Raw genomic sequence first — 13,131 nt, forward strand, 5'->3', positions numbered from 1 at the left:
GTTGCCCCATGACGAAAAACCCGAGCCCTTTTCGGGGGAATAGCAGTGGTTTAGAGTAGGCGACTTCAACTGCTGAGGAATAACTCATGAACAACCAGTTTGCCGTCATCGGCCTGGGCCTGTTTGGCAGCGCCCTGTGCGAAGAGCTGCAACGGCAAGATGCCGAAGTACTGGCCATCGATATCGACGAGAGCAAGACCCGGCAAATCGCCGCCCTCTGCAATCACGTTATCGTGGCGGATGCCACCGATGAGGCCACCGTGGCCGAGCTGGGACTGGCCAATTTCGATATCGTCTTCGTTGCCATCGGTGACAACCTGGAGACCAGCATCCTCACCACCCTCGTCTTGAAAGAGGCAGGCGTGAAGAAGGTGTGGGTCAAGGCGCGCGACAAGTTCCACGCCAAGATCCTGCAGAAAGTGGGCGCCGACAAGGTGATCAACCCGGAGTGGGACATGGGCCGCCGGGTCGCCCAGAGCATGCTGGACAACCGGCTGTTCGACTATCTGGAGCTGGGCCACGACATGGTGCTGACCGAGTTCGTGATCGGCCTGCAACAGAACGGCCGGGAACTAGGCGACTTCCACCTGCTGCAACAGAGCGATTTCCAGCTGCTTGCCATCAAGCGTGGTGATGTGCTGCACAACGTGCTGACCGGCAAGATGGAGCTGCAACTGGGCGACATCCTGATCCTGGCGGGCAACAAGCACGCCATCGACCACTGGCTCGAAACCCTATGATCAACTGGCGCAGCAGCTACGCCTTCGCCCTCCATCGGGAGCAGGACTCTCGCTGGAGCGAAGCCCGGCTGATCCTCGGCAGCTTTCTGATCATTCTGCTGATTGGCACCATCTTTCTGGTGCAACCCTCCAGCCACAATGGCGAGGTTACCTTTGTCAACGCCCTGTTTACCGCCACCTCGGCCATCAGCGTGACAGGTCTTGGCGTGGTGGATACCGGCACCGCCTTCACCCTGCAGGGGCAGATTTTCCTGCTGATGCTGATGGAGATCGGCGGTCTGGGCCAGATGACCATGACCCTGCTGCTGATAGCCATCTTCAGCAAGCGGGTCGGTCTGCGCCAACAGGTACTGGCCAAGGAGGCGCTGGGACAGGAAGGCTCGGTCAACATCATTCAGCTGGTCAAACGGATCGTGCTGTTCGCCTTTATCGCCCAATTGATCGGTACCGGCATCATGGCGATCCGCTGGGTGCCCGAGATGGGGTGGGTGCACGGCCTCTATGTCAGCTTCTTCCACGCAGTATCGGCCTTCAACAACGCCGGGTTTTCGCTCTTTGCCAACAACCTCATCGACTATAGGGACGACCCCATCATCAGCCTGACCATCGCCGGTCTGCTGATCCTGGGGGGGATCGGCTTTACCGTCATCGTCGATCTGGTGCGCAACCGCCGCTGGCGCAAGCTGAAGCTGCACAGCAAGCTGATGCTGCTGATGACCCCGGCGCTGCTGCTGGCCGGTACCCTGATGTTCTGGCTGCTGGAACACAACAACCCCGGCACCCTCGGCAAGGCCGGTGTCGGTGGCCAGCTGCTGGCGGCCTTTTTCCAATCTGCCAGTGCCCGTACCGCCGGTTTCAATACCATAGATATCGGGCTGATGACCCCGGCGGCATTGCTGTTCCTGATGATGCTGATGTTTATCGGTGCCGGTGCCACCTCGACCGGTGGTGGTATCAAAGTCACCACCTTCGCGGTTGTGCTGCTGGCGACCAAGGCGTTTTTGACCAAACGGCCCCATGTCACCGCTTTTGGCCGCACCCTGTCGCCCCAGATCGTGACACGCTCGCTGGCCATCATCATCGTCAGCACCATGGTGCTGATGCTGGCGATGTTCCTGCTGATGGTGACCGAGGATCTGCCGTTCGACAAAATCATGTTCGAGACCATCTCGGCATTTGCCACCGTCGGCCTCTCTACCGGCATCACCGCCTCCCTGAGCGAGCCGGGCAAGCTGATCCTGGTGCTGGTGATGATCTGCGGCCGTCTCGGTCCCCTCACCTTGGCCTTTATGCTGGCCCGCCCGGTCGAGACCCGCATCCGTTATCCGGAAGAGAACGTCTATACCGGCTGACCAGCCATGAACACGGGGCAGCCATTGGCTGCCCCGTTTTTTATTCGGCTTGTTGCTGCGCCTTGAGCCAGCGCCCCGGGCTCACCCCCAGCTCCCGCTCGAATGCCCGACCAAAGGCAACACTGCTGCTGTACCCCGCCCCCAGCGCCACCTGCACCATGGGCTCCCCCGCCAGCAGTTGCTGGCAGGCTCGCGCCATGCGCCAGTGGGTCAGATAACCAAGCGGCGCTTGACCAACCCGCTCCTGAAACCTCGCGGCAAAGCGGGCTCGCGACATGCCGGCCTCCCGCGCCAGCGTGGCCACCGTCCAGGGTTCATCCCCACGCTGATGCATCACCGAGATCGCCTTGGCCAACTGGGGATCGGAAATACCTGCCAGCATCCCCTGCTGACACACCCCTTGCTCGACCAGATGACGCAGCAGCAGGATCAACAGTACCTCCAGCAAGCGGGAGATCAGAGGATCCTGCCCGTAGCGGGGGTGAAACGCCTCGTCAAACAGCTGACTCAGCACCGGCGTCAGGGCAGGCAACTCCCTTAGCGGCAGCACCAGCGAGCCCGGTAATGCCAGTTGCAACGGCGATGACCCCCCCTTGCCGAATGCGACATTGGCGCACACCAAATCACAACCCCCCAGCGTTCTGGGTTCAAGCTTGTGAGGACGTCCCCGAGGGAACAGGATCAGGGTCGGCTCCTCGAGCAGCAAGCTGGCGCCCCCCTCTTCACGCAACATGACGGCGCCACTGCGCAGCAGATGAAGATGTCCGCCACTCGGGTAATCATCACTGGAGGAGTTCTGGCACAGGTTGCCGGCGAAGAAGATCTTGGCTTCGGGGGAGGCATGAACCAACAGGGCAGAGAGCGGATCCATATTTGAGACGAATAGTATTTAATTGCAGACGATGAGTGATAAACCGTATCACGAATGACGGCACACTGTCTCCCGAACCTTCACTACCACAGGAGAAGATCATGAGCCGTATCCAACCCGTATCCCAACCGCAACCCGCAGCCGCCCAGACCCTGACCACCCTGCGCCGCAATCTGGGCATGGTGCCCAACCTCTACGCCACCCTGGCCCACTCGCCAGCCCTGCTCAATGGCTTCCTGGCCTTTGCCGAGGCGCTTGGCAAGGGGCGCCTCACTGCCTCACAACGGGAGTTGCTGGCACTGGCCATAGGTCAAGCCAACGCCTGCCAATACTGTTTGTCTGCCCACACACTACTGGCGAGCAAGGCCGGATTCTCGGCCCAGGAGATCCGGGCTGCCCGGCTCGGCCAAGCCTCGGCTCCCCTTGATCACGCCCTGCTGCAACTGGCAACGGCGCTGGTCAACCAGCGCGGGGTGATCAGTGACGAGCAGCTTGCTAGCGCCCGTGCCGCAGGCGTAGATGACGAGCTACTGCTGGAGGTGCTCGGCCAGGTGGTGGTCAATACCCTGACCAACTATGGCAACCACCTGGCGGCGACCGAGATCGACTTCCCGCCCGTCACTCTGACCCCTTAAACAAGGAGCCCCCCCATGCAGCAACATGACAAAGGCTTTCTGGTCGCCCTGGCGGGCGTGGTATTGACCCTGCTCTGGATCGGCGTCTTCAAGTTTACCCCGACAGAGGCAGCCGCCATCAAACCACTGGTAGCCAGCCACCCCTTGATGAGCTGGCTCTATGGCCCCCTGTCGGAGCAGAGCGTATCGAACCTGATCGGGGTGGTCGAGATAGTGATTGCCATCGGGCTGGTCGTGGGTCTGTGGCAACCTCGCATCGGTTACTGGTGCAGCATGGGGGCTATCGTCACCTTCCTGGCGACGCTGAGCTTCCTGCTGACCCTGACAGGTGTCTGGAAGATTGTTGACGGCGTGCCAGTCACCGAGTTCTTCCTGTTCAAGGATCTGGTGTTTCTCGGTGTGGTTCTGCACTACCAGCACAGGATCCGTGCCAGCTTGTCCACTCAGGCAGCCTGACAACAATGCCTTTGGCGCCCTGGATGGGCGCCTTTTTTCGTTATGCCGCCCTGGTCTGGCGCTTGCTGGCCGTCTTGCGCGGTCGGGGCCCGCCAGTCGTGCTGGCCGCCGGACTCTTGCGCCTGGTAAAACGCCGCTTGCCGGCACCCGGCGCCTCCTTGGGCAGGGCGCTGAAGCTGGCGCCGGAGTCCTGCCGCGCCCCTTCAATCAGGCCGTTAAGCTGATCGGTGAGCGGCCCCATAAACTGCTGGTAGCTGCCGTGGCGCTCGGCGATCTGGCCAAGGCTCTGCTCCCACAGCGCCGTCATATCCGGCGTGGTGGCGGTGGCTGGCAACGCCTGAACCAGCGCCCGCCCGGTCGGGGTCGCCTTGATGCTCTTGCCCTGACGCACCAGAAAGCGGCGCTTGAACAACAGGTCGATAATGCCTGCCCGGGTCGCTTCTGTGCCGAGGCCGTCTGTGTCGCGCAGGGTCTTGCGGATCTCGGGATCCTGCACATAGCGGGCGATGCCGGTCATGGCCGCCAGCAGGGTGGCATCGGTGAACGATTTGGGCGGCTGGGTCATCTTCTCCAGCAGTTCGCCCCGCTCGCAGAACAGTTGTTCGCCCTCCTTCAGCGCAGGTAGCGTGCCCGCCTTCTCTTCGTCGTCATCCTCCTCCACCCCGAGCAGCGCCTTCCAGCCCGCTTTGAGAATGCGCCGCGCCTTGGCCTGAAACAGACCACCGGCGATGCGCAGCAGCACCTTGCAGTCGTTGTATTCGAACGGGGGATAGAACTGCAGCAGATACTGGCGGGCAATCAGGCCATAGAGCTTCGCCTCGTCGGCCCCCAGCGTAGCGGGGTTGCCCTGCTTCTCGGTGGGGATGATGGCGTGGTGGGCATCCACCTTGCTGTCGTTCCACGCCTTGCTGCGGATCTTGCCGTCTGCCTCGGCAACCGCCTTGACCAGCGCAGGAGCAGTGGCAGCGATGGCGCCGCGCACCTGCTCGGCCCGCTTGAAGTGGTCGGTCGGCAGATAACGGCTGTCGGAGCGCGGGTAGGTGATGAGCTTGTGGCGCTCGTAGAGGCTCTGGCAGATGTCGAGCACTCGCTTGGCATCCATGCCGAAGCGCTTGGCGGCATCGATCTGCAGGCTGGAGAGGTTGTAGGGCAGCGGCGCCGCCTGCTTGCGGGCCTGCTCCTCCACCGATTCGACCTGAGCGGGCTGGCCGTTGATCCGGCTAACCACCTTATCGGCCAGCGCCCGGTTGAGCACCCGTCCCTCCTCATCCTGCCACGGCAGACAGGCTTCCGATGGCAGCCACTTGGCGGTGAAACGCTCGTTGCTATCGGTCAACAGATGGGCCAGCACCTCGTAGAAGGGTTTGGGCACGAAGGCCTCGATCTCGAGATCCCGCCGCACCACCAGCCCCAGCAGCGGGGTCTGCACCCGGCCAACCGAGAGCAGCTCGCTGCAACCGGCCTTGCGCCCGAGCAGGGTATAGGCGCGGGTCATGTTGATGCCGTAGAGCCAGTCGGCCCGACTGCGGGCCAGTGCGGAAACCGCCAGCGGCACGAACTCCTTGTTGTCCCTCAGCTTGTCGAGGGCGCGGCGCACCGCGGGCGGGTTGAGATCGCTGATGAGGCAGCGCTGCACCGGCTTGGTTTTCGGGTAGCCGAGAAAGTCGATCACCTCATCCACCAGCAACTGCCCTTCCCGATCCGGGTCACCGGCGTTGACCACGCAGTCCGCCTGCTTGATCAGCCGCTTGATGACGGTGAGCTGGGTTTTGGTCTTGGGCTTGGCCACCAGCTGCCACTGGGCGGGGATGATGGGGAGATGCTCCATCCGCCACTGCTTGAAGGCGGCGTCATAGGCATCGGGCTCGGCCTGCTCCAGCAGATGGCCGATGCACCAGGTGACCACATCCCCCTGGGCTGTTTCGATAAAACCGTCGCCCTTCTTGTGGGGCTTGGGCAGGGCATCGGCAATGGCACGGCCCAGCGTGGGCTTCTCGGCGATAAAGAGTCGCATCGGTGGCTACCTGCAATACTGTATATGCAGACAGTATACAACTGCCACCGCGAAAGCCCAACTGCCCCTATTCGTCGAACGGGTGATCGTGGATGGCGGCAAACAGCCGCGCCTGATTGAGCAGCGGCGCATAGTGGAAGGCGTTTTCGCCATCTTCCGCCAGCAGGTAGTCGGTCAGCTGTTCGCGCACCGCCTCTTGCAGGGTCGCCAGCTTCCACGGCTTGGCAAGGTAGTAGTGCAACCCGCCGCGATTGACCGCTTCGACGGTGGCCTCCAGCCCAGCTTGTCCGGTCAGCAGCAATTTGCGGCTGGCCCGGGTGGTGGCACGCCGGTTCAGCTCCACCAGAAAATCGACCCCCAGGGTTCCCGGCATGATGTGGTCACAAAGGATCAGCGCCAGCTTGTTGCCGTCGTGCTCCCACTCCTCCACCACCGCACGCGCCTCATCGACGCTCTCGGCGGCTTCCAGCTCGAAGTGGGAACGGAACGGGGCGAGATCATGGATCACCGCATCCAGCACCTCCCGCTCATCGTCCACACACAGGATCAGATAGTGTTTGTTCATTGCTCCTCCTTGGCGACATGGTTTGGCACGCCGCGCGATTGATGCTGGCGACGGCTCAGGCCGCATGCTCCTTGTTGTGATGAGGTTCGCCCCCGTAACCGGCCTGCCCCATGCCGTCCAGCGGTAGACAGACCCGCATCCGGGTGTAACGGCCCGGTTCGGAGGCCACCTCGATCCGGCCGTGGTGCTGTTGCACTATCTGCAGCGAAACGCTCAGACCAATCCCGAGACCGAAATGTCCCTCCCGCTTGGTGGTGAAGTTGAGATCGAAGATCCGCTGCCACAGCTCGGGCTCGATGCCGCAACCGCTATCCTCGATCTCCACCATGGCCCACTCGGGATCCAGCAACCCGGTGCGGATGGTGAGTCGCCCCGGGCCGCTCATGGCATCCAGACTGTTGGCGATAAGGTTGGTCCACACCTGCTGCAGGGCGATGGGGTGACAGCGTACCAGCGGCAGCGGCTGGTACTCCTTGCAGAGCTCATGCTGCTTGAGGCGGTTTTCGAAAATCATCAGGGTATCTTCCAGCCCCTCGTGCAGGTCCACCAGCGAGGGTTCGGCACGATCCTGCCGGGCATACTGCTTGAGGCTCTTGACCAGATCGCCGATGCGGCGGGCACACACCTCGATATTGCGCAGGAAGCTGCCGGTCTGCTGGAACAGCTCCAGCCGGGCGAGCAGCGCCTCCCGCTCGTCGGCAGTGCGGCTGGCAAACCAGCGCTGCCAGTTCAGCTCGTCATCCAGATTCATCTGCACCGCCAGCCGCGCCTGCTGGCGATCACCAAAGCGCCCCTCCGCCAGCCGGGTCTTGTCACGGATCTCGCTGGTCGAGACCGGCTGGGAGGAGAGCGCCTGACAGAGGGTCTGGTTGCCTAGCCCCTTGATGGTTGCTGGCAGCTCGAGATTGACCAGATCGGGGATGGCAGCCCGCAAGGTCTCGCTGCCACGGATAATGGCCGCCACCGGGTTGTTCAGCTCGTGGGCGACACCGGCCACCAGTTGACCCAGCATCGCCATTTTTTCGCTCTCCACCAGCTGGGCGTGAGCGGCATCGAGGGAGTTGAGGGTCTGTTGCAGCCGCATCTCGGTGCGGATGCTGTTTTGCAGACGGCGATTGAAGTGGCGCAGCAGCAGGTTGGTAAAGGAGGGGAGCAGTTCGCTGCGTGCCTGCATCACCCGGGAGAATTGCAGCTTGTCGAGCTTGATCACCTCGGCACCGGTCAGAGTCACGCCGGTGGTGAAGGCGGGTTCGCCAGTCACAAAGGACATGCCCCCCACCAGCGAGCCGGTACGGTAGTGCACCACCTCCTGATCGAACCCCTGCTCGTCCCGCTTGCGCAGCACCACCTCCCCCTTGGCGATAAACCAGAGAAAGCTGTTGGGCTCCCCCTCGCGGGTCAGCACATGGCCCGGACTGTAGTGGCGGCAGACCCGCTCCTCGTCATTGCCCTCGAAAAACTGGTAGAGACCGTCGATCACCACCCGGGAGAGTTCTTCATCGCTGCAGTGGGTGTAATCCATAAAGCCCTGCCGATAGGCAGCCAACTGGCGATCGACGTGGGCTCGCAGCAGCTTCTGGTTGTCGAGCACGGCGGCATAGCTCAGCAGATCCGCCTCGGGACGCTGCAATACAAAGTGGCTCGCCTGCTCGATCACCGCCCGGCGCAGGCTGCCATCGCGCCAGGGGCGTTGCAGGTAGTAGTCGAGACGACCGAGGTTCACTGCCTCGATGATCGATTTCATCTCCGGCTGGCTGCCGAGCAGGATCTTGCGGCACGCCTCGTGACGGCTGCCGAGGCGGATCAGAAAATCGGCCCCTCTCCCATCCCCCAGCTCGCTGTCACACACCACTACGGCGGGTGGCTGCCCCTTGCGATCCTGCTCGTCCAAGGCCAGCTCCGCCGACCCCTGACCGACCACCACCACCAACGCGAAATGGCCGAGCAGCGGAGCCAACTCCTGTTCGAATTCGGCCAGCAGTTGCACGTTGGCGGCGACACACAGCAGTGAGAAAGGGCTCATCAGCGACACTCCGTTGAGGCTCACTGCTCACTATATCAGCGAATCTTGTGGGGTTTTGCGAGGGGGCTAACAGCTGTCGCGGAAAGTGCACAAATAGATAAAACAGAAAACAACTGAATTTAATTCGACAAATATATCAATAGCAAAATAAAAGACAAAATGTGACAACAATCAAAAATATAAACCATGATGGAGGTCAACGCCTTATCCCTATCATTACTACTACTATTGGACTAGTACTATGTAGGTAATTATTGACCGTAGGAAAACGCCGCCATGATTGGAAAACTGATAAGAAAAACCTGGTTCTGGCTCCTGCTGCTCGGGGCCCTGCTGGGTGTCGCGGCACTGGGTGTCACCGTGACCGTGCTGCACAAGACCAGCTCCACCGAATTCTGCGTCTCCTGCCACTCCATGCAGACTCCGCTCGCCGAGTATCAGGGCAGTGTCCACTTCCAGAACACCAAAGGGATCCGCGCCGAGTGCGCCGACTGCCACATCCCGGGCGACCCCACCTCCTACCTGTGGACCAAGATCCGCGCCGTGAAGGATATCTATCACGAGGCGATCGGCACCCTGGATACCCCGGAAAAGTATGAAGCCCACAAGCTGCGGATGGCCCAGTCCGTCTGGGACGAGCTGAAAGCCAACGACTCCGCCACCTGCCGCAGTTGCCACAGCTACGAGGCGATGGACATTCTGGCCCAGCGCCCCAATGCCCGTGCCGAGCACCCGGTCGCCATCAAGGAGGGCCAGACCTGTATCGACTGCCATCGTGGTGTCGCCCACATCATGCCTGACATGAGCGGCCTGGCTGCCGCCGGTGCCAGCGAGCTGGCGCAGGCTGCGGCCCAGACTCCGGCCAATGTCACAACCCGTTACGCCATCGCCACCACCCCGCTGTTCCTCGATGCTGCCGCCAAGACTGACGAAGGTACCCTGATGCCCTCCACCAAGGTGGAAGTGCTGGCCAACGAAAACGGCCGCGCCAAGGTGCAGATCGAAGGCTGGCAACAGGATGGTGTGAGCGAAGTATTCTACGCCGCACCGGGCAAACGGATCCTCAGCGTACTGGTCGGCGATGCCGCCAAGAAAGCGCTGGTCACCGGCCAGAGCGAAACCGACAGCGCCACCAACCTCACCTGGCATCAGGTCAAGCTGACCGCCTGGGTCGACCAGAGCCAGCTCATCGGCGATCAGGGCAAGCTGTGGCAATACGCCTCCACCCTGATGTCCAACAACTGTACCGGCTGCCACGGCCTCACCGCGCTGGATCACTTCAATGCCAACCAGTGGATCGGCGTCATCAAGGGGATGGAATCTCGTACCTCCCTGACCCCGGAACAGGCTCGCATGTTGACCCAGTATGTCCAGAAACACGCCAGTGACATGAGCGCGGCCCACTAAGGCTGGCACAGAGGATAACCGTTATGACTTTTTTCAATGACAAGAAGACCAATCTGTCCCGCCGCAACCTGCTCAAGGGGCTCGGCGCCTGCGCAGCCCTGCCCCTGCTCGGCGGCATTTTTCCCAAGAGTGCGCTGGCACAAGCCATCAGCACCGCATTGAGTCAGTTCCCGACTCTGGTGCCCGCCCAGAAGGGCATTCTGACCGGCGCCCACTGGGGTGCTTTCGAGGCGATCGTCGAAGATGGTCGCATGGTGCGCGTCCAGCCGGTAGCCGATGATCCGGCGCCGAACGATCTCATCGACATGGCGCCGTTCCAGGTGCACGCCAAGAACCGCATCAAATACCCCATGGTACGCAAGAGCTGGCTGGAGCATGGCCCGGGCGCCAAACCCGAGCTGCGCGGTGCCGACGAGTGGGTGCGAGTGAGCTGGGACAAGGCGATCGAACTGGTGGCCGGTGAAATCCAGCGGGTTCAGAGTGACTTCGGCCCGCAGGCTATCCACGCCGGTTCCTATGGCTGGAAAAGCGTCGGCATGTTCCACAACAGCCGCACCCTGCTGCACCGCCTGATGAACCTCTCCGGCGGTTTCACCGGTTATGCCGGTGACTACTCCACCGGTGCAGCTCAGGTGATCATGTCCCATGTGATGGGCTCCATCGAGGTGTACGAGCAGCAGACCGCCTGGCCCAACGTGGTGGAGAACGCCGAACTGGTGGTGCTGTGGGGGGTCAATGCTCAGGTCACCCTGAAGAACAGCTGGAACATGCCGGATCACGAAGGTCAGGCCGGCTTCAAGGCGCTGAAAGAGAAAGGCACCCGCGTCATCAGCATCGATCCGGTCTACAACGAGACCGCCAAGCTGGTCGGCGCCGAGTGGATTGCCCCAAACGCCTACACCGACGTGGCCATGATGCTGGGTGTGGCCCACACCCTCTACAGCGAGAAGAAGCACGATCAGGCCTTCCTCGATCGCTACACCGTCGGCTTCGACAAGTTTCTGGACTATCTGCTCGGCAAGGATGACGGCCAACCGAAGAGCGCCGAGTGGGCGAGCAGCGTCTGCGGCGTCGATGCCAAGGTGATCCACCAGCTGGCTCTCGACATGGCCGCCAAGCGCACCATGATCATGGCCGGTTGGGGCATGCAGCGTCAGCAGCATGGTGAACAGCCGAACTGGATGCTGGTCACTCTGGCCTCCATGCTGGGCCAGATCGGCCTGCCGGGCGGCGGCTACGGCTTCAGCTACCACTACTCCTCCGGTGGCAGCCCCACCGCCAAGGGCGGCATTCTGGCCGGTATATCCGCCGGCAACGCACCGAAGAACAGCCCGGCACCGATCCCGGTGGCCCGCATCGCCGACTGTCTCGCCAATCCGGGCAAGACCATCGACTTCAACGGCCGCAAGGTGACCTATCCGGACATCAAGCTGGTCTACGTGGCGGGCGGCAACCCCTTCCACCACCATCAGGACACCAACAACCTGCTGCAAGCGTGGCGCAAGCCGCAGACCGTGATCGTTCACGAGCCCTACTGGACCGCCACCGCCAAGCACGCCGACATCGTGCTGCCGGTCACCACCAGCTACGAGCGCAACGATCTGGAGATGGGCGGCGACTACTCCCAGCGCTATGTGTTCCCGATGCACCAGTGCGTGCCGCCGCAGTTTGAAGCCCGCAACGACTTCGACATCTTCAGCGCCATCGCCGCCAAGCTGGGCGTGCAGGAGCAGTACACCGAAGGCAAGGACGAGATGCTGTGGCTCAAGCAGATGTACGACGGCATGGCGGCGCAGGCTCGCGGTGCCCGGGTGGCGCTGCCGCCGTTCAACATGTTCTGGGAATCCAACAACTACATCCGCTTCCCGATCCCCGAGGCCAACCGCCAGTGGATCCGTCACGCCGATTTTCGCGAGAACCCGCTGCTCAACCCGCTCGGCACCCCGTCCGGCAAGATCGAGATCTTCTCCAACACGGTGGCGGGGATGGGTTACGCCGACTGCGCCGGCCATCCCAAGTGGTATGAGCCCAAGGAGTGGGTGAAGAGCGAGGTTGCGGCGCGCTATCCGCTCTCCCTCAACACTTCGCACCCGACCCAGCGGCTGCACTCCCAGCTCGACAACACCCCGCTGCGGGACAAGTTCGCCATCGCCGACCGCGAGGCGATCATGATCCATCCCGCCGACGCCAAGGTCCGTGGTATCGCTCAGGGGGATCTGGTGCGCGCCTTCAACGAGCGCGGCCAGATTTTAGTAGGTGCTCTGCTCTCCGAAGATGTGCGCCAGGGGGTGGTGCGGATCTGCGAAGGGGCCTGGTATGACCCGGCCAAACCGGGCGAAGCGGGCAGCATCTGCAAGAACGGCAACGTCAACTGCCTCACCTTCGACGAAGGCTCGTCCAGTCTGGCACAGGGCAACTGCGGCCACATGGCCCAGCTGCAGATCGAGAAGTACACAGGCCCGATGCTGACCAACACCGCCCACGCGGTACCGGCCAACGGCTAAGGCGATTGCCACCCAATAAAAACGGCGCCATCAAGGCGCCGTTTCTTTATCTGTCTGCCAAAGCGCAGGCATGGGGATGGGTTTAGAACTCCCCCTCCTCCATATACTCCTGCGCGCACTCAACCAGCTGCGGCCACAGCTCTTCCGGAACCCATGCGTCCGGGTCATCTTCGTCCCCATCGTACTGGCTCCAGAAATAGCGGCGCAGGCCGGAGGCAAAGTCGTCGCTGATCTCGGCCAGCTCCGAGAGCGGCCCCAACCAGGCGATGCGACGCAGGCCGGAGGCGAGATCGTTGATGGCATCCATCAGGGTGCGATCGTCGAAGCTCTGCTCCACCAGCAGGGTGAAGCGCTCGCGCGCCTGCTCGGTCTGCTCCTCGTCCAGCTCGCCCACATCGGCCAGCAAGTCGACAAAATCTTCCAGAAGGAACGCGATCAGGCCATCCCTGTCTTCAAACCACTGGATCTGAGCACCCTTGACCCCCAGCACAGAGGCATCAAACGAATCGTCAAGGTGACACAGTGCCCACGGATCGTCGGTCATGGTTCTCTTCCTCAGGCTAA

General features: G+C 62.1%; 11 protein-coding genes. 6 read left to right on the forward strand and 5 right to left on the reverse strand.

The window, feature by feature from the left end:
- Window positions 1–86 precede the first annotated feature (86 nt).
- Complete coding sequence (locus G5253_RS09805; RefSeq protein WP_005339863.1) at window positions 87–740, forward strand: potassium channel family protein; 654 nt, start codon at window positions 87–89, stop codon at window positions 738–740.
- Entirely contained in the window at window positions 737–2,092 is a 1,356-nt protein-coding gene (locus G5253_RS09810) for a TrkH family potassium uptake protein (RefSeq protein WP_005339856.1), read from the forward strand. The genes G5253_RS09805 and G5253_RS09810 overlap by 4 nt, the downstream gene beginning before the upstream one ends.
- Before the next feature lie 40 nt (window positions 2,093–2,132).
- Here G5253_RS09810 and G5253_RS09815 read toward each other — a convergent pair whose 3' ends face one another.
- Window positions 2,133–2,963 (reverse strand): AraC family transcriptional regulator, encoded by an 831-nt coding sequence (locus G5253_RS09815; protein ID WP_040070028.1) that lies wholly within the window; start codon window positions 2,961–2,963, stop codon window positions 2,133–2,135.
- A gap of 101 nt (window positions 2,964–3,064) precedes the next feature.
- Here G5253_RS09815 and G5253_RS09820 point away from each other — a divergent pair, with 101 nt between their 5' ends.
- Both G5253_RS09820 and G5253_RS09825 read left to right on the forward strand, forming a co-directional pair.
- Entirely contained in the window at window positions 3,065–3,598 is a 534-nt protein-coding gene (locus tag G5253_RS09820; protein ID WP_040070030.1) for a carboxymuconolactone decarboxylase family protein, read from the forward strand.
- Between the two features lie 15 nt (window positions 3,599–3,613).
- Window positions 3,614–4,054, forward strand: a complete 441-nt coding sequence (locus tag G5253_RS09825; protein WP_110304110.1) for a DUF417 family protein — start codon at window positions 3,614–3,616, stop codon at window positions 4,052–4,054.
- A gap of 40 nt (window positions 4,055–4,094) precedes the next feature.
- On the opposite strand, the gene G5253_RS09830 is transcribed toward G5253_RS09825, so the two are convergent.
- The 3 genes from G5253_RS09830 to G5253_RS09840 all read right to left on the reverse strand — a co-directional run bounded on the left by G5253_RS09830 (window position 4,095) and on the right by G5253_RS09840 (window position 8,656).
- On the reverse strand, window positions 4,095–6,068 hold the full coding sequence (locus G5253_RS09830; protein WP_323926984.1) for a DNA topoisomerase III: 1,974 nt from the start codon (window positions 6,066–6,068) through the stop codon (window positions 4,095–4,097).
- Window positions 6,069–6,135: 67 nt separating this feature from the next.
- Complete coding sequence (locus G5253_RS09835) at window positions 6,136–6,633, reverse strand: response regulator (protein ID WP_266135198.1); 498 nt, start codon at window positions 6,631–6,633, stop codon at window positions 6,136–6,138.
- Window positions 6,634–6,688: 55 nt separating this feature from the next.
- Entirely contained in the window at window positions 6,689–8,656 is a 1,968-nt protein-coding gene (locus G5253_RS09840; protein ID WP_421203231.1) for an ATP-binding protein, read from the reverse strand.
- Window positions 8,657–8,932: 276 nt separating this feature from the next.
- On the opposite strand from G5253_RS09840, the gene G5253_RS09845 reads away from it, so the two are divergent.
- Window positions 8,933–10,063, forward strand: a complete 1,131-nt coding sequence (locus G5253_RS09845) for a NapC/NirT family cytochrome c (protein ID WP_005339847.1) — start codon at window positions 8,933–8,935, stop codon at window positions 10,061–10,063.
- Window positions 10,064–10,086: 23 nt separating this feature from the next.
- Window positions 10,087–12,567 carry a trimethylamine-N-oxide reductase TorA gene (gene torA / locus G5253_RS09850; protein WP_421203233.1) on the forward strand — a complete coding sequence of 827 codons (2,481 nt, stop codon included), beginning with the start codon at window positions 10,087–10,089 and terminating at the stop codon, window positions 12,565–12,567.
- A gap of 82 nt (window positions 12,568–12,649) precedes the next feature.
- Here torA and G5253_RS09855 read toward each other — a convergent pair whose 3' ends face one another.
- Entirely contained in the window at window positions 12,650–13,111 is a 462-nt protein-coding gene (locus tag G5253_RS09855; protein ID WP_123173962.1) for a hypothetical protein, read from the reverse strand.
- Window positions 13,112–13,131 lie beyond the last annotated feature (20 nt).

The organism is Aeromonas sp. 602658 (genome assembly GCF_049173005.1).
GTDB classification, from domain to species: domain Bacteria; phylum Pseudomonadota; class Gammaproteobacteria; order Enterobacterales; family Aeromonadaceae; genus Aeromonas; species Aeromonas veronii_A.

Excerpts from the sequence above, each read along its gene's own strand:
- G5253_RS09810 (WP_005339856.1), top strand. The coding sequence starts at position 737 with ATGATCAACTGGCGCAGCAGCTACGCCTTCGCCCTCCATCGGGAGCAG.
- G5253_RS09815 (WP_040070028.1), bottom strand. The coding sequence starts at position 2,963 with ATGGATCCGCTCTCTGCCCTGTTGGTTCATGCCTCCCCCGAAGCCAAG.
- G5253_RS09805 (WP_005339863.1), top strand. The coding sequence starts at position 87 with ATGAACAACCAGTTTGCCGTCATCGGCCTGGGCCTGTTTGGCAGCGCC.
- G5253_RS09845 (WP_005339847.1), top strand. The coding sequence starts at position 8,933 with ATGATTGGAAAACTGATAAGAAAAACCTGGTTCTGGCTCCTGCTGCTC.
- G5253_RS09830 (WP_323926984.1), bottom strand. The coding sequence starts at position 6,068 with ATGCGACTCTTTATCGCCGAGAAGCCCACGCTGGGCCGTGCCATTGCC.
- G5253_RS09820 (WP_040070030.1), top strand. The coding sequence starts at position 3,065 with ATGAGCCGTATCCAACCCGTATCCCAACCGCAACCCGCAGCCGCCCAG.
- torA (WP_421203233.1), top strand. The coding sequence starts at position 10,087 with ATGACTTTTTTCAATGACAAGAAGACCAATCTGTCCCGCCGCAACCTG.
- G5253_RS09840 (WP_421203231.1), bottom strand. The coding sequence starts at position 8,656 with ATGAGCCCTTTCTCACTGCTGTGTGTCGCCGCCAACGTGCAACTGCTG.
- G5253_RS09855 (WP_123173962.1), bottom strand. The coding sequence starts at position 13,111 with ATGACCGACGATCCGTGGGCACTGTGTCACCTTGACGATTCGTTTGAT.
- G5253_RS09825 (WP_110304110.1), top strand. The coding sequence starts at position 3,614 with ATGCAGCAACATGACAAAGGCTTTCTGGTCGCCCTGGCGGGCGTGGTA.
- G5253_RS09835 (WP_266135198.1), bottom strand. The coding sequence starts at position 6,633 with ATGAACAAACACTATCTGATCCTGTGTGTGGACGATGAGCGGGAGGTG.